The 16,113-nt window shown below is 70.4% G+C and carries 14 protein-coding genes; 3 read left to right on the forward strand and 11 right to left on the reverse strand.

Going from position 1 to position 16,113, the window contains the following annotated elements:
* Positions 1 to 41 precede the first annotated feature (41 nt).
* Positions 42 to 2,156 carry a S9 family peptidase gene (locus BGO46_RS08420; protein WP_292679203.1) on the forward strand — a complete coding sequence of 705 codons (2,115 nt, stop codon included), beginning with the start codon at positions 42 to 44 and terminating at the stop codon, positions 2,154 to 2,156.
* Positions 2,157 to 2,277: 121 nt separating this feature from the next.
* Here BGO46_RS08420 and BGO46_RS08425 read toward each other — a convergent pair whose 3' ends face one another.
* The 4 genes from BGO46_RS08425 to BGO46_RS08440 form a co-directional block, all read right to left on the reverse strand.
* The gene (locus BGO46_RS08425; RefSeq protein ID WP_292679200.1) at positions 2,278 to 2,775 is read right to left on the reverse strand and encodes a DUF559 domain-containing protein; all 498 of its coding nucleotides are present in this window, start codon (positions 2,773 to 2,775) and stop codon (positions 2,278 to 2,280) included.
* Positions 2,776 to 3,336: 561 nt separating this feature from the next.
* Entirely contained in the window at positions 3,337 to 4,365 is a 1,029-nt protein-coding gene (locus tag BGO46_RS08430) for a 6-phosphofructokinase (RefSeq protein ID WP_292679197.1), read from the reverse strand.
* A gap of 110 nt (positions 4,366 to 4,475) precedes the next feature.
* On the reverse strand, positions 4,476 to 6,635 hold the full coding sequence (locus tag BGO46_RS08435) for a DEAD/DEAH box helicase (RefSeq protein ID WP_292679195.1): 2,160 nt from the start codon (positions 6,633 to 6,635) through the stop codon (positions 4,476 to 4,478).
* A gap of 210 nt (positions 6,636 to 6,845) precedes the next feature.
* A complete protein-coding gene (locus BGO46_RS08440) occupies positions 6,846 to 7,730 on the reverse strand; it encodes a glycerophosphodiester phosphodiesterase family protein (protein WP_292679192.1) in 885 nt (294 codons plus the stop codon).
* A 111-nt stretch (positions 7,731 to 7,841) separates the two neighbouring features.
* On the opposite strand from BGO46_RS08440, the gene deoC reads away from it, so the two are divergent.
* Positions 7,842 to 8,558: a deoxyribose-phosphate aldolase gene (gene deoC, locus BGO46_RS08445; RefSeq protein ID WP_292679190.1), complete on the forward strand. Its 717-nt coding sequence runs from the start codon at positions 7,842 to 7,844 to the stop codon at positions 8,556 to 8,558.
* 81 nt (positions 8,559 to 8,639) lie between these two features.
* Here deoC and BGO46_RS08450 read toward each other — a convergent pair whose 3' ends face one another.
* The 4 genes from BGO46_RS08450 to truB form a co-directional block, all read right to left on the reverse strand.
* Complete coding sequence (locus BGO46_RS08450; protein WP_292679187.1) at positions 8,640 to 9,602, reverse strand: bifunctional riboflavin kinase/FAD synthetase; 963 nt, start codon at positions 9,600 to 9,602, stop codon at positions 8,640 to 8,642.
* Positions 9,599 to 10,027 carry a hypothetical protein gene (locus BGO46_RS08455; protein WP_292679184.1) on the reverse strand — a complete coding sequence of 143 codons (429 nt, stop codon included), beginning with the start codon at positions 10,025 to 10,027 and terminating at the stop codon, positions 9,599 to 9,601. Before BGO46_RS08455 ends, BGO46_RS08450 begins: the two co-directional genes overlap by 4 nt.
* 143 nt (positions 10,028 to 10,170) lie before the next feature.
* Positions 10,171 to 10,539, reverse strand: a complete 369-nt coding sequence (locus tag BGO46_RS08460; protein WP_292679181.1) for a hypothetical protein — start codon at positions 10,537 to 10,539, stop codon at positions 10,171 to 10,173.
* Positions 10,536 to 11,441, reverse strand: a complete 906-nt coding sequence (truB, locus tag BGO46_RS08465) for a tRNA pseudouridine(55) synthase TruB (protein ID WP_292679178.1) — start codon at positions 11,439 to 11,441, stop codon at positions 10,536 to 10,538. Before truB ends, BGO46_RS08460 begins: the two co-directional genes overlap by 4 nt.
* 48 nt (positions 11,442 to 11,489) lie before the next feature.
* Here truB and BGO46_RS08470 point away from each other — a divergent pair, with 48 nt between their 5' ends.
* Positions 11,490 to 12,356 (forward strand): A/G-specific adenine glycosylase, encoded by an 867-nt coding sequence (locus BGO46_RS08470; RefSeq protein WP_292679175.1) that lies wholly within the window; start codon positions 11,490 to 11,492, stop codon positions 12,354 to 12,356.
* A gap of 65 nt (positions 12,357 to 12,421) precedes the next feature.
* Here the strand turns inward: BGO46_RS08470 and rbfA are convergent, their stop codons facing one another.
* The 3 genes from rbfA to BGO46_RS08485 all read right to left on the reverse strand — a co-directional run bounded on the left by rbfA (position 12,422) and on the right by BGO46_RS08485 (position 16,103).
* Positions 12,422 to 12,871 (reverse strand): 30S ribosome-binding factor RbfA, encoded by a 450-nt coding sequence (rbfA, locus tag BGO46_RS08475; protein ID WP_292679173.1) that lies wholly within the window; start codon positions 12,869 to 12,871, stop codon positions 12,422 to 12,424.
* Positions 12,872 to 12,931: 60 nt separating this feature from the next.
* A complete protein-coding gene (gene infB, locus BGO46_RS08480) occupies positions 12,932 to 15,721 on the reverse strand; it encodes a translation initiation factor IF-2 (RefSeq protein WP_292897130.1) in 2,790 nt (929 codons plus the stop codon).
* 115 nt (positions 15,722 to 15,836) lie between these two features.
* Positions 15,837 to 16,103: a YlxR family protein gene (locus BGO46_RS08485; RefSeq protein ID WP_292679009.1), complete on the reverse strand. Its 267-nt coding sequence runs from the start codon at positions 16,101 to 16,103 to the stop codon at positions 15,837 to 15,839.
* Positions 16,104 to 16,113 lie beyond the last annotated feature (10 nt).

Consider the following 16,113-nt stretch of genomic DNA (forward strand, 5'->3'; position numbering starts at 1 on the left):
CGCCAAGCCGGGGCATCCTCCGCGTCGACTACCGTGGCAGGGTGAGCAGCGTTCGTTCCGGCGCCCCCGTGGCCGCCGTCCGCCCGACCACCCGAACCCACCACGGCGACACCGTCACCGACCCGTACGAGTGGTTGCGCGCAAAGGACGATCCCGATGTGATCGCGCATCTCGAGGCCGAGAACGCCTACACCGAGCAGCGCACGGCGCACCTCGAGCCGCTGCGCCAGCAGATCTTCGAAGAGATCCGCTCGCGCACCCTCGAGACCGACCTGTCGGTGCCGTCGCGACAGGGTCAGTGGTGGTACTACGGCCGCACGGTCGAGGGCAAGCAGTACGGCATCCACTGTCGGGCGCCGCTGGCATCGGCAGATGACTGGACTCCCCCGCAGCTGACGCCCGGTGAGCCGGTGCCCGGCGAGGTCGTGCTGCTCGACGGCAACGTCGAGGCCGACGGCCACGAGTTCTTCTCGCTCGGCAGCTTCGATGTGTCCACCGACGGCACGCGGCTGCTGTACGGCGTCGACGTCGAGGGCGACGAGCGGTACACGCTGCGCGTGCGCGACCTCGCCACCGGCGAAGACCTCGGCGGCGCCGTCGAGAACACGTCCGCCGGGGCATCCTTCTCGCCCGACGGACGGTTCGTCGTCTACACGACGGTCGACGACGCGTGGCGACCCGACACCGTCTGGCTGCACGAAGTGGGCACGGATGCCTCCGCCGACGTGCAACTGTTCCACGAGAGCGACGAGCGGTACTGGGTGGGCGCGGGCTTCACCCGCAGCGAGCGGTACCTCGTGATCGAGGTGGGCTCGTCGATCACGACGGAGGAGTTCCTCGTCCCGGCATCCGATCTGCGCGCTGCCCCGCAGTCGATCTGGCCGCGGCGCGAGGGCGTCGAGTACTCGGCGACGCACGCCGTCGTCGGCGGCGAGGACGTGCTGTACATCCTGCACAACGACGGGGCGCTCGACTTCGAGCTCGTGCGCGTCGCGGCATCTGACCCGACCGGCGCGCGCGAGGTCATCCTGCCGCACGAGCCCGGACGGCGGCTGCTGGACATGTCGGCGTTCCAGGACTGGGGAGTCGTCTCGTACCGCCGAGACGGGCTGGCCCGCCTGGGCATCCTCTCGTATGAGACGGATGCCGTGGACGAGCTCGCCTTCGATGAAGAGCTGTACGCGGCCGGAGCCGGCGGCAACCCCGAGTGGGCCACGCCCGTCGTGCGACTCGGGTACGGGTCGTTCATCACGCCCGGGACGGTCTACGACTACGTCGTGGCGACCGGCGAGTTCCTGCTGCGCAAGCGCCAGCCGGTGCTGGGCGGGTACTCCCCCGACGACTACGCGCAGCGGCGCGACTGGGCCCTCGCGCCCGACGGCACGCGCGTTCCGGTCTCGCTGGTGTGGAAGCGCTCGTTCGGCGAGCCCGGCGACGGAACGGCGCGGCCCGTGCACCTGTACGGGTACGGGTCGTACGAGCACTCGATCGAACCGGGGTTCTCGGTCGCGCGCCTGTCGATGCTCGACCGCGGTGTCGTTTTCGCGATCGCGCACGTGCGCGGAGGCGGCGAGCTGGGCCGGCAGTGGTACGAAGACGGCAAGCTGCAGCACAAGCGCAACACCTTCACCGACTTCGTCGCCGTCGCGCAGCACCTCGTGGACTCGGGGGTGACGTCGCCTGCTCGGCTGGTGGCCGAGGGCGGATCGGCCGGCGGCCTGCTGATGGGCGCGGTCGCGAACCTGGCGCCCGAGCTGTTCGCGGGCATCCTCGCCGACGTGCCGTTCGTCGACGCGCTGACGACGATCCTCGACCCGTCGCTGCCGCTGACGGTCATCGAGTGGGACGAGTGGGGTGACCCGCTGCACGACGCGTCGGTGTACGAGTACATGAAGTCGTACACGCCGTACGAGAACGTACGCGCGGGAGTCACCTACCCGCGGATCCTCGCGGCGACCTCGCTCAACGACACGCGGGTGTACTACGTCGAGCCCGCGAAGTGGGTCGCGCGCTTGCGCGAGGTCGGCGCGGACGCCCTGCTCAAGTGCGAGATGGTCGCCGGCCACGGCGGCGTGTCGGGCCGCTACAACGCCTGGCACCAGCGCGCCTTCGAGCTGGCATGGCTGCTCGACGTGCTCGGCCTCGCGGAGGGGTAGCGGGGCGCGCGGCGGGTCGCGCGAAAACAGGCATCCGCTCGAAAACAGGCGGATGCCAGGATCTTCGGCCTGTTCTCGCGCAATCGCCTGTTTTGGCGCACAAACGCGAGGTCGCACGCCCCTACGCAAGATGCAGTCCCTGCGCCATCGCCATGGCGATCGTGGCGATCACCTCATCGGGGCAGAACAGGATCTGGTAGTAGTCGAACCGTAGGATCGTGTAGCCGAGCAGGGCCAAGCGCGCATCCGCGCGCAGGTCGCGACGACGGTCGGCCGCCTGGTGATGCGCGAAGCCGTCGATCTGGATGCCGAGGCGCTCACCGATCAGCCCATCGAGCGGATGCCCGTCGATCCACACCTGCTGTCGCACCGCGACGCCGATCGAACGCATCAGCACGACGAAGCGGGTCTCGAGGCCGGAGTCGGACAGAGTCGATGCCGTTCGCGCAAACGCGGTCGCCGTCGTCCTGCGCCATTTCACCTGGCGCAGCATTTCGGGGTCGACAGCACGCGTGCGGATCGCGGACTCCCACACCGCGAGTGCCTCCGCGGGCTCGAGGCATGCCGCCGTATGGAAGAGCACATTGAGCACGTCGTCGACGAGCGCACGTTGCGTCACGGGCGCGGGCCCGGCGGCGCGGTGCAGGACTAGACCGTCACCGTCAAGCCGAGAGGCTGAGTGCGGGACGGACACATGCACGCGATCGTCGCTGGGCGTCCACAGCCCCAACCGCGCTGCCATCGTGACGCAGGTAAGCCGTCCGCCCACCGCGGCTGCGCGACGTACCTGGTCGTCGCAGTCCGGCGTAACCAGCCACGAGCGCCGCACCCGGTGTGCACGACCGTCCGCGACGACACGCTGCATCGCCTGCCGTGTGAAGCCTCGCGCCCGCAGGTCGGAGCTGTGCGCGGCTCCGCCGCTGGCGCGGAGCACCCGTTCGAGTTCCGCAGCGTCTCTGGTCATCCCGCCAGCGTGGCCGCACCGCGGTGCGCGCGGGACGCGAGTTGGCGGAAATGTGGACAGTTCCCCGAAGTCGCCGATTGGGGAGGAGCCGATGCGGCGCGCGCGGCGCGCACGAGAACAGGCATCCGCTCAAGAGCAGGCGGATGCCCCTGGCATCCGCCTGTTTTCGCGCAATCGCCTGTTCTCGCGCAGCCGCGCGCTCGCGAGAAGGCGAGGTCACCCGAAGAGGGCGGCGGCCTCTTCGTAGCGGTAGATGGGCACCGTGTTGAGCTCGCCGAGAGCCTCGGCGAAGGGGACGCGCACGATGTCGGTGCCCTGCATCGAGACCATCTGGCCCCAGGCCTGCTCCATGACGGCATCTGCCGCGTGCAGACCCAGGCGCGTCGCGAGCACGCGGTCGAATGCCGACGGCGATCCGCCGCGCTGGATGTGGCCCAGCACGGTCGCGCGCGTCTCGATGCCCGTGATGCGCTCGATCTCGGGCGCGAGCACCTCGCTGATGCCACCCAGGCGCGGGCGGTTGAAGGCATCCAGGCCCTTGTCGCTGTACGCCTCGTCCATACCGGTGAGGGTGAAGCCCTCCGAGACGACGACCAGCGGTGCGCGACCACGGTCGTGCGCCTTCTGCACCTGCGCGGTGATCTCGTCGATCGACATCGGCACCTCGGGGATGCAGATGACGTGCGCGCCCGCGGCCACACCCGAGTGCAGGGCGATCCAGCCGACGTGGCGGCCCATGACCTCGGCGACCATGCAGCGCTGGTGCGAGTCACCCGTGGTGCGCAGGCGGTCCATCGCGTCGGTCGCGATGTTGACGGCCGTGTCGAAGCCGAACGAGTAGTCCGTCGCCTTCAGGTCGTTGTCGATCGTCTTGGGCACACCCATGACGTTGATGCCGTCGTTGTACAAGCGGTTCGCCGCCGCGAGCGTGCCCTCGCCGCCGATTGCGATGATGCCGTCGATGTGGTGACCGTAGAGGGTCGCCTTGATGTTGTCGGCGCCACCGCGCGGGCCCTCGTAGGGGTTCGTGCGCGACGTGCCGAGGATCGTGCCGCCGACCTTCGACAGGCCCTTGACCTCGTGACGGGTCAGCGGGAAGAAGTCGCCGTCGACGACGCCACGCCAGCCGTCGCGGATGCCGACGAACTCGATGTTGTAGTTCGTCGTGCCCTTGAGCACAACACCGCGGATGACGGCGTTCAGCCCGGGGCAGTCGCCGCCGCTGGTGAGGATGCCGATCTTCATGAGGAGATCCTTTGGTTCGGGGAATCGGTCGGCTTCGCTGCCACAGTCGACACTATCGCCGGATGCCGCGCGGGTGCCACCGGCTCCGCCGTCGATAACTCCGGCCCGGCTCAGACCGCGCCGAGCGCCTGCCGCAGCAGGTGCATGAGCGCCGACAGCTGCACCGAGTCGCTCGAGCTGGGGTCGACCTGCGCGCCGTCGAGAGCACGCGCGGCGAGCGACTGCTTCGAGTCGATCAGCTCGGCGATCTTCGTGTCGATCGTGTGCGCCGCGATGATGCGCCACGCCGTGACCGGCTCGTCCTGACCGATGCGGTGCACGCGGTCGATCGCCTGCGTCTGCTCGGCGGCCGTCCACGACAGCTCCGCGAGCACGACGTTCGACGCCGCCTGCATGTTCAGCCCGACACCAGCCGCCGTCAGCGAGCAGACCGCGATCGCGACATCAGGATCGCCGTTGAAGTCGTCGATCGCCTGCTGGCGCGCGGGTGTGGACTGGTCGCCGCGGATCGACACGGTGCGCAGGCCGGATGCCGCGAAGTGCGCCTCCGCGGCATCCATCACATCGATGTGCTTCGCGAAGAACACGACCTTGCCGACCGAGCGCTGCAGCTGTACGGCGTAGTCCGCCGACAGCAGGGCCTTGGCCTGGCCGATCTTGCGGACCATCGTGAACACGTTGTCACCGCCGGTGCCGGCGGCCTTCGAGTCCTCGAGCTCGCCGTGCGCGACGAGGCGCACGATGTCTTCGTCGGCCTCGCCGATCAGCACCTTGTCGCCGCGGGCCTCGATGATGCGGCGGTACTTCGCGGCCATCCGCTCGCCGAGCTCGCGCTCGGCCTCGCGGATCGAGCGCCCGTACTCGTCGTCGAGCTCGACCGGCAGGTCGGCGATGAGCTTGTCGGGCAGGTCGGCGGCGACGTCCTTCTTCTTGCGCCGCACGATGCCCATCGAGATCACGGCGTCGCGCGCCTCGGGGTAGAACGCCTTGTCGGCGGGGGTGAAGCCGGTGGCATCCAGCTTCGCCATCAGCTCGGGTCCGGGCTTCTCGCCATTGGTCCAGCCGAGGAAGCGCCAGATCGCGTCGAAGTCCTCGACGTCGTTGATGAGCGGCGTTCCGGTCAGTGCGAGCATGAGCGGATTGCGCACCTGCTCACGGATGCGCGTGCCGAGCGCAAGCACGTTCTGCGACCGCTGCGAGGTGAGGTTCTTGATGAAGTGCGCCTCGTCGACGACCATGCCCTTCAGGCCCAGCGAGCCGAGCCAGGACAGGTGCCGATCGAGCACCTCGTAGTTGACGATGAAGACGTCGGCGAACGCGTCTACGGCGTCGCCGTCGCCGTGGATGACCGTCGCGCGACGCTGCGGCGTCCACCGCTCGACCTCGCGGGCCCAGTTCATCTTGACGACGTTGGGGACGACGGCCAGCAGCGGGTAGGCGTCGGCGACGGATGCCGCGAGCACAGACTCCGCGGTCTTGCCCAGGCCCGGCTCGTCGGCGAGCAGAAACGAGCGATGCCCGACTCGCACGGCCTCGAGGAACCGCGACTGGTGCGGCATGATCTCGAGCCCCTTGGGCGAGAGCCGGTCGAACTCGGGGACAGGCGGCAGGTCCATGCTCGCCGTCGCTCCCCCGGCACCGGTCTCGAACGCCTTGTACAGGGGGCCCATGAGCTCCCAGCTGTCGAGGCGCCGGCGGGCCGTGGAGGCCGGCGCGCGCAGGGTCACATCGGGCGCCAGGAACGGGTTCGACTCGCGGCGGGCGTCGATCTGCGGCGGCGTCACCTGACGCTCGGCGAGCGCAGCGGGCACGACCGGGGTCTGCACGGGGGCGACGTCGGTGATGATGAGCTCGTCTTCGGGCAGTTCGGCGCCCGACTCGAGCAGCCAGTCGCGGCGCATGCGCTTGGCGACGGGCGAAGTCGCGGCATCCACTTCGAGCAGCTGGATGAGCGACGTGTCGCGCGCGGCCGTCTTGGCCAGGATCGTCGCGACGCCGTCGAGGCGCTTGAGCAGCTCGGCGCGGGCGGCCGTGGGGACGGCCTCATCGGCCTTCACGCGGGCGCGCTCTTCGCGCACGAGGAAGGCGATCACCTGGAACTTGACGCGGTTGGTCGGCCCGAGCTTGCCGCGCTGAGCCTTGGCCTCGACCTCGCGCACCTTGCGGGCGAGGATCGGGATGAGCGGCGCGTCGTCGTCGCGACGGGCCGATGAGCCCCGGGATGAGTTGCGTCGACGCGACGCGGGGGCGGTGGATGCCGTGGGCGGCATGCTCCTCCTGAGCGGAAATCGCCGGGCGAACCGGCGGGCGGGCGACCTAAAGATCGTCCGGTCGGGCTCCGCGACGGCTGCCGCGGGGGAATGCACGGATCCGACTTCTCCGGCTGCGGGTACTCGCTTCTGCGAGCTGCGGCGACGGGAAAGCGCGGTCTCCGGCATCCATTCTAGCGGATCCGGCGTTTGCGGTGCAGACCCGGGCCCTCAGCGACTCGCGAGGGCGCGCTGCCATGTGTCGAGTGTGCCGGGGTCGTCGGTGACGATGCCGTCGACACCGAGGCCCGTGACGGCATGCCACTGCTTGTCGGTGTTGAGGGTGTAGACGATCACCCGCAATCCCGCGTCGTGCAGGTCGTCGACGACCTCGGGGCGTGCCGTCAGCGCGCGCCGGTCGACGACGATGCCGCGCGCGCCGACCTGCACGGCGGCATCCACGACATCCGCGGGCAGCTTCTTCAGGATCACCAGCCTCGAGATGACGCTCGAGCGCGCCTCGATGTAGGCGAGCGTGCGCGCGTCGAAGCTCGCCACCGCGATCGAGCGCTCGAGGCCGCGCGCGCCGATCGCGTCGACGAGCGTCGTCGCCGCCGCGGCCGTCCAGGTGCCCTTCAGATCGAGGATCGCGCGCCCGTGCAGATCGGCCACGAGGTCGAGCAGCTCGTCCGACGTCGGCACACGGGTGCCGGCGAATGCCGGCGAGAACCACGAGCCCGCGTCGAGTTCGCGCACCTGCGCGAGCGTGAGGTCAGCGACGCGTCCGGCGCCGTTCGTCGTGCGCGAAACGGTCGCATCGTGCATGAGCACGGCGTGCCCGTCGGAAGTCAGGGCCAGATCGACCTCGACGTAGTCGAACCCGCCCTCGAGCGCGCTGCGCACGGCGGGCAGCGTGTTCTCGGGCGCCATCGTCGTTCCACCGCGGTGCCCCGCGATGAAGGCGGCCTCGCCCGGTCCTCGGGCGGCGCCGAGAAGCTCTTGCGCCGTGACGCGCGCCGGCGTCACGCCCAGGGTGGCGATCACGATGCTCGCCAGCGCGAGGGCGCCGACGATCAACAGGGCAGGAAGCCGTTCGGCCGTCCGCGATTCGGGCATTCGGGGTGTCCTCGTTCACAGTGACGTCTTCGTCTGTCCACACACCCTACCCCTGCGCGTTACCATTCCGTTACCTTTTTTGCGGGTGGTTCTGCGGCGTACGCTGGAGCCATGGCTACACCCACCGAACGCGACCTCGCGGCGACCATCGACCACGCGATCCTCAAGCCCGAGCTGACCAGGGCAGACGTGGATGCCGAGCTCGACATCGCCGCGCAGTGGCGCGTGTTCAGCGTGTGCGTGCGCCCCAGCGACATCGCCTACGCGGTGCAGCGACTGGCGGGCACGGGCGTCGCGGTCGGCACCGTCATCGGCTTCCCGCACGGCACAACCTCGACCGCGGCCAAGGTCGCCGAGACCCGCCAGGCGATCGCCGACGGCGCCGCCGAAGTCGACATGGTGATCAACATCGGCGCACTGCGCTCGGGCTTCGACGACCAGGTCGTCGCCGACATCGCGGCCGTCGTCGCCGCCGCAGACGGGCACGTCACGAAGGTGATCCTCGAGACCGCGCTCCTCGACGACGAGCAGATCGCGCGCGGAAGCCGCCTGACCGAGCAGGGCGGCGCTCAGTTCGTGAAGACCTCGACGGGATTCGCCGGTGGCGGCGCGACCGTCGCCGACGTCGAGCTCATGCGTTCGCAGGTGGGGCCGGACGTGCAGGTCAAGGCATCGGGCGGGGTGCGCAGCTACGCCGACGCCCTCGCGATGCTGCAGGCCGGCGCCACGCGCCTGGGCACGAGCGGCAGCGCCGTCATCCTCGGCGAAGCGCGCCGTGTGGATGCCGGTGAGGGCGCCACCGGCGCCGTCGACGCCAGCTCGTACTGACGCCGCCGCGGGGCTCACGCGCGCGGTGCGGCGACTCGGCCGCGCAGCGCGCGGGGCGTCCGCCTCGTAGCGCGCCGGGTCTCAGCCGCGCAGCGCGCGCCGGGCGTGATCGACGTCGTCGTTCATCTGCGCCACGAGCTTTTCGATGCCCTCGAAGGCGACCATGCCTCGGATCCGCTGCACGAACTGGATCTGCACGCGGTGACCGTAGAGGTCGAGCCCCGTCTCGTCGATGACGTACGCCTCGACCTGGCGCGCGTCGACGTCGCCGAAGGTCGGGTTGGTGCCCACCGAGATCGCGGCGGGGTAGCGCGTCACGGGCGCAGCGGTTGCCGCGTCGACGGGTCCGTGGTCGAGCATCCACCCGGCGTAGACGCCGTCGGCGGGGATGAAGCCCTCGGCATCCGGCCCCAGGTTCGCCGTGGGGAAGCCCAGCTCGCGCCCGCGCTTGAGTCCGTGCACGACTTCGCCCTGCACGGCGTGCGGGCGGCCAAGCAGGCGGGCGGCGCCTTCGACGTCGCCAGCGGTCAGCAGGTCGCGCACCCAGCTCGACGAGACCCGACGGCCGTGCCCCTGCACGTCGCTGACGACGTCGACCGTGAAGCCGAACTCGGCGCCCAGCGTCTGCAGCAGGGCCGGGTCGCCCGCTCCCCCGCGGCCGAAGCGGAAGTCGTCGCCGACCAAGACCGTCACGACACCGAGCGCGTCGACGAGCACGTGCTCGACGAACGCGCGGGGCTCCAGGCCCGCGAGGGCTGCGTCGAACGTCAGCACGAGTGTCGCGTCGACACCGGCGTCGGCGAGCTGGGCGAGCTTCTGATCGACGCTCGACAGTGGCTGCGGGCACAGCTCGGGACGCAGCAGGCTGAGCGGATTGCGGTCGAAGGTGACGGCGACGACGCGGGCATCCGCCTCGGTCGCCGTGACGCGCGCACGATCGATCACGGCGCGATGCCCGGAGTGCACGCCGTCGAACTTGCCGATCGCGACGACGCTCGGGCCGAATCCGGCTGGAACCTCTTCGGGCGCACGGAAGACGATCACCAGCTCGACCCTTCGACGGCGGGCAGCGGCTGCGGTTCGGGCACGCCGTGGCGGTGGGTGACGAGCCACCACACGCCGACGAACGGCAGCACGAGCGGCACCCAGAAGTAGCCGTAGCCGAAGCCTGACCACACAGTCGCATCGTGCGAGAACAGCTCGGGGTGGGTGAGACTCAACGTGCCGACGACGAGCACGCCGGCCAGTTCGAAGCAGATCGCGACCCACGCGACGGCGTACCAGAAGGCGCTGCGTGAGAGCACGAGCGCGACGGTCGCGAGGATGTACACGACGGCGGATGCCGACGACAGCGTGTACGCGAGCGGAGCGTTGTCGAAGTCTTCGACGATCTGCACGAGCGAGCGGCCGGTCGCCGCGAGCGCCATGATCGCGTAGACGACGACCAGGACCCGACCGATGCCGGTCATACGGGGAAGCGACGAGGACGACATGACCTGTCCATGATAGTTGGGCGTCGTGGTGCGGGATCGGTCGGGCGCCGCGGTCGCGGCCGGCGCTGGGGCTGGGGCTGGGGCTGGGGCTGGTGCTGGCGTAGCGGTCGGCGCGGCGGTCACAGCGGCGGGGTCGTCCAGATGACCTGCATCCGCCAGACCATGACCGCAACCGCGAGCGCGGCGACGCCCATGATGACGGTGCTCCAGCGACTGCGTTCGATGAGGGCCCAGAAGACGGCGGCGGGGGGCAGTAGAACGGCCGAGACGAGGTACACCCAGAACTCGAGCCCGCTGCCGAGCGGCTCGTTGCCCGCGAGCGGCGCGACGATCGCGATGACGACCTGTGCGATCAGCAGCAGCAGGATGAGCGCCATGCCGCCGACCGTGACGTCGCCGGGGCGACGCCCCGCGAGCCCCGCGATGACCGCGACGAGCCCAACGATCACCGCGACGGCAACCTGGGCGATCGTGAACCACGTGATCACGAGGCTCCCTCCGCCATGTTCATGCTGCTCTTGACGTCGGAGCCGCGCCGCTCGACGATGCCGACCAGCACGCCGTCCGGGTCGATCGCGGCAGGGGTTGGGGTCTCGAGCCGCGCCGCGGCGCCCGCCAGCCGCTTGCCGTGCCGCAGATCGCGCGCCTCATCGGCCGTGACCGGGAAGGCACCCAGGACGTCGGCGGCGACGACGGCCGGCGCGAGGAGCGTCGCGTCGGGCGCGATCTCGGTGGCGGCCGCGGCCACGTCGAACGGGCCGATGCGCGTGCGGCGCAGCGCCGTCAGGTGGCCGCCGACGCCGAGGCCCGCGCCGAGGTCGCGCGCGAGCGCGCGGATGTAGGTGCCGCTTGAGCAGTCCACGACGACGTCGAGGTCGATGCCGTCCGGGCCTGTGCGCGTCGCGGTCAGCTCGAACCGGCCGATGGTCACCGACCGGGCCTTGAGCGCGACTTCCTCCCCCGCGCGGGCCAGGTCGTAAGCGCGCTTGCCGCCGACCTTGATGGCCGACACGGTGCTCGGCACCTGTTCGATGTCACCCGTGAGTGCAGCGATGCCCGCCGTGATGCCGTCGGCTGTCACAGCGGCGAGAGCCGCGGCATCCGCTCGTGCCGTGACGGTGCCGTCGGCGTCGTCGGAGTCGGTCGAGATGCCGAGCCGGATCGTGGCCTCGTAGGTCTTGTCGAGCCCGACGATGTAGGTCAGCAGCCGCGTCGCGGGGCCGACGCCGAGGATCAACAGTCCCGTCGCCATGGGGTCGAGGGTTCCCGCATGGCCGATCTTGCGGGTGTTCAGCGCGCGGCGCGCGCGGGCGACGACGTCGTGGCTCGTGATGCCGCCGGGCTTGTCGACCAGCACGATGCCGTTCGGCGCGGGGGTTGTTTCGGGCACCCGTCCAGCCTAGGCGTCGGCTCCGCTCCCGACGCCTAGGCTGGACGGATGCCCGACCTCGCGACGCCCCTGCTCGCGTGGTATCGGGCGAACGCCCGCAACCTGCCGTGGCGCGCGCCGGAGTTCGGGGCGTGGGGCGTGCTCGTGAGCGAGTTCATGCTGCAGCAGACGCCGGTCGCGCGGGTGATCCCGCACCTCGAGGCGTGGCTGCAACGCTGGCCCACGCCGACCGATCTGGCGGGGGCCGCACCCGCCGATGCCGTGCGGCAGTGGGCGAACCTCGGCTATCCGCGGCGCGCGCTGTGGCTGCACCGCGCGGCGATCGAGATCCGCGACCGTCACGCCGGTGTCGTCCCGCGCGATGTCGAGGCTCTCCTGGCCCTCACCGGGATCGGCGACTACACGGCCCGCGCCGTCGCCGTGTTCGCGTATGGCGACCGGCATCCCGTCGTCGACACGAACACCCGGCGCGTTCTCGCCCGGGCGATCGACGGACGCTCGCAGCCCGGACCGCCCGCGAAGCGCGACCTCGCCGCCATGGCGGCGCTGCTGCCGACAGATCTCGCGGATGCCGCCGCGTTCAACGCCGCGACGATGGAACTCGGTGCCGTCGTCTGCACGGCGCGCGCCCCGCGATGCGAGGCGTGTCCGCTGGCCGCCGTGTGCGCGTGGCGTGCGGCCGGGTACCCCGACACGGGCGACGACCGGCGCAAGCAGGCCCGCTACGAGGGCAGCGACCGGCAGGCACGCGGGGCGATCCTGCGCGCGCTGCGCGAAGCGGACGCGCACGAACTCCCACACGGTGACGTCGCCGCCGACTGGCCTGATGCCACGCAGCGCGACCGCGCGATCGACGCGCTCATCGCAGACGGACTCATCGAGGCATCCGGTGGTGCACTGATGCTCCCGAACTGATCCTCCTAGCGGATCAGTTCGGGAGCATCAAAGAAGTCAGTTCGGGAGCATCAGCGAAGAGGGGGTCAGACCTCGTCTTCGTCGTCGTCCTCGTCGAACTCGCGGGGCTTGACGTAGGGATCTTCGTCGCCGGCGTAGGTGGCCGTCGAGGCGAGCCCCGCGACCACAGCATCGCGTTCCTGCGCTTCGCGCAGCAGATCGGCGATGTGGCCGGCCGACTCGGGCAGCGCGTCGGGGATGAACTCGAGCGACGGTGTCAGGCGCACGCCGAGGCGCTTGCCCACTTCGCTGCGCAGCATGCCGGTGGCCGCCTTCAGCGCCGCCGCCGAGTCTTCACGCTCTTGATCGCTGCCGTAGACGGTGTAGAAGACCGAGGCGTGCTGAAGGTCGCCCGTGACGCGCACATCCGTGATCGTCACGAAGCCGAGCCGCGGGTCACGCAGCCCCTTCTCGAGCCGCTCGGCGATGAGCACGCGGATGCGATCCGCCATGCGGGCCTGTCGTTCGTTCGACATATCTCTTCCTCCGGACAGGTGAGGGGCGCCCGTTCGGGCACCCCTCACTCAGAACGCAGATCAGCCGCGCGGCTTCTCCACCATCTCGATCGTCTCGATCTCGTCACCGATCTGGATGTCGTTGTACTTGCCGAGGCCGATACCGGCTTCGAAGTCCGTGCGGACCTCGGTGACGTCGTCCTTGAAGCGGCGCAACGACTCGATCGCGAGGCCATCGGCGATGACGACACCCTCGCGGATGACGCGCGCCTTGGCGTTGCGCGTGATCGTTCCCGACCGCACGATGACACCGGCGATGTTGCCGAACTTCGACGAGCGGAAGACCTCGCGGATCTCCGCGACGCCCGACTGGACCTCTTCGTACTCCGGCTTGAGCAGGCCCTTGAGCGACTGCTCGACGTCGTCGATCGCATTGTAGATGACCGAGTAGAACCGGACATCCACACCCTCACGAGCAGCGCGCTCGCGCGCCTTCGTGTCGGGACGGACGTTGAAGCCGATCACGATCGCGTTGTCAATCGTGGCCAGGTTGATGTCCGACTCGGTGATCGCACCGACGCCGCGGTGGATGATCCGCAGCTGGACGGAGTCGTCGACCTCGATCTTGAGCAGCGACTCCTCGAGCGCCTCGACGGCACCGGAGACGTCACCCTTGATGATGAGGTTGAGCGACTCGACCTTGCCCTCTTCGAGCGCGCGGGTGAAGTCCTCGAGCGAGATGCGCTTGCGGGCCTTGGCCAGCTGAGCGTTGCGCTCGGCTGCCTCACGCTTCTCGGCGATCTGGCGGGCCATGCGGTCTTCGTCGGTCACGATGAAGGTGTCACCGGCGCGCGGCACCGAGTTCAGACCCTGCACCTGCACGGGACGCGACGGGAAGGCTTCGTCGACCGCATCGCCGTTCTCGTCGATCATGGCGCGGACGCGACCGTAGGCCGTACCCGCGACGATCGCGTCGCCGACCCGCAGCGTTCCCGACTGGATGAGGACGGTCGCCACCGAACCGCGGCCCTTGTCGAGCTTCGCTTCGATCGCGACACCACGTGCCGCCTTGTTCGGGTTGGCCGTGAGGTCGAGGCCCGCGTCAGCCGTCAGCAGGACGGCGTCGAGAAGGTCCTGGATGCCCGTGTTCTGGCGCGCCGACACGTCGACGAACATGACGTCGCCGCCGTACTCCTCGGCGACCAGTCCGTACTCGGTCAGCTGCTGGCGGACCTTCGCGGGGTTCGCCTCGGGCTTGTCGACCTTGTTGACCGCGACCACGATCGGCACGTTCGCCGCCTGGGCGTGGTTCAGGGCCTCGACCGTCTGCGGCATGATGCCGTCGTCGGCGGCGACCACGAGGATCGCGATGTCGGTCACCTGCGCACCACGGGCACGCATGGCGGTGAACGCCTCGTGACCCGGGGTGTCGATGAAGGTGATGGCGCGCTCGATGCCGTCGTGCTCAGTCCACACCTGGTAGGCACCGATGTGCTGCGTGATGCCACCGGCCTCGCCCGCGACGACGTTGGTCTGACGGATCGCGTCAAGCAGTCGCGTCTTACCGTGGTCGACGTGACCCATGACGGTCACGACCGGCGGACGGATCTCGAGGTCATCCTCACTCTCCGCCTCCAGCTCGGCCTCGAGGTCGAGACCGAAGCCCTCGAGGAGCTCCTTGTCCTCGTCCTCGGGCGAGACCATCTGGATCTTGTAGCCGAGCTCGGCGCCGAGGACCTCGAAGGTCGCCTCGTCGAGGGACTCCGTCGCCGTCGCCATCTCGCCGAGGTTGAACAGGATCGTCACGAGCGTGCCGGGCTGCACGGTGTAGCCGCGGATCGCCTCGAGCTTGTCCGCGAAGTCGGCGATCGATGCGCCACGGCGCAGGCGGATGATCTCGCCGTTGCCCTTCTGAACGTTGACGCCGCCGACGACCGGGGCATCCCGCATCTCGAATTCTTGCCGCTTCGCCCGACGCGATTTGCGCTGCTTGGACTTGCCGCCACCCTTGCCGAAGGCACCCGCGGTGCCACCGCCGGGACCACGGCCACGGCCACCGCCGCCACCGGGACGACCGGCGAAGCCGCCGGGGGCACCGGGGCCACCCGTGCCACCGGGACGCTGGAAACCGCCACCGGCACCGCCGGGACGACCGGGGCCGCCGGGACGCTGCTGGAACGGAGCGCCGGGACGACCGGCACCACCGGGACGACCCGCACCACCGGGGCGCGGGGCACCGGGACGAGGCGCGCCGGGACGCGGAGCCTGCGGGCGCGGGATGTTGCCGGGGGTGGGACGCTGACCCATGCCCTGCGACGACGCGAACGGGTTGTTGCCCGGGCGCGGGCCGGCGGGGCGCTGCCCCATGCCCTGCGACGACGCGAACGGGTTGTTGCCGGGGCGCGGGGCACCGCCCGGACGCGGAGCGCCCGGCGTCGGGGCACCGGAGGCCGGGGCTGCCGGCGCGGCCGGCGCGGGCGTGCCCGCGGCGGGCGCAGGCGTGGCGGCGGCCGGCGCCTGCGCGGCGGGTGCCGCCGGAGCGGGAGCCGCGGGCGCGGCCGGAGCCGCGGGCGCGGCGGGTGCCGGGGCCTGTGCGGCGGCGGGCTTCGCCGGCGCCGCAGGCTTGGCGGGGCCGGGACGCGCACCGCTGGACGGACGCGCCGCGGAGGGGCGCGCTGCGGGAGCGGCGGGGGCGGCCTTCGGCGCCTCGGCGCTCGCTCCGGCACCGTCGGCCTCGAGGGCCGCACGGAGCTTGCGAGCCACGGGAGGCTCGATGGTCGATGAGGGGCTCTTGACGAACTCGCCGAGCTCCTTCAGCTTCGCGAGCGCGACCTTGCTGTCGACGCCGAGCTCGGAAGCGATCTCATGCACGCGGGGTTTGGCGTTTGCCACAATTCTCCTGTCTGGGGGCCTACCCCGGACAGGGCAGACCGTTCACTTGCGGACGGGTCTCATTTCGAGCCGTTCACTTTGAGTCCATAGCCGTTCAGCCGTTTCGCTGGTGGGTGGGTTGAGAGGTCTGCGTGTCCAGTGCACTCGTGTCGAGGATGCTGGACACACGCAATGCGCGTCCGAAGGCGCGGCGCCGGATGGCGGTGTCCACGCACTCGCTTGTGGCATGCACCCACGCACCCCGACCCGGGAGCACGGCCTTCTCGTCAGCGACGAGGACACCGTCCCGTGCGACCACCCTGAGGAGAGCGGATCGTGGAGCGCGCGCGCGGCAACCCACGCACGTTCGAACGGGTTCCATCTTACCCCTC

Source organism: Microbacterium sp. 70-16 (assembly GCF_001898315.1).
Classification (GTDB): domain Bacteria; phylum Actinomycetota; class Actinomycetes; order Actinomycetales; family Microbacteriaceae; genus Microbacterium.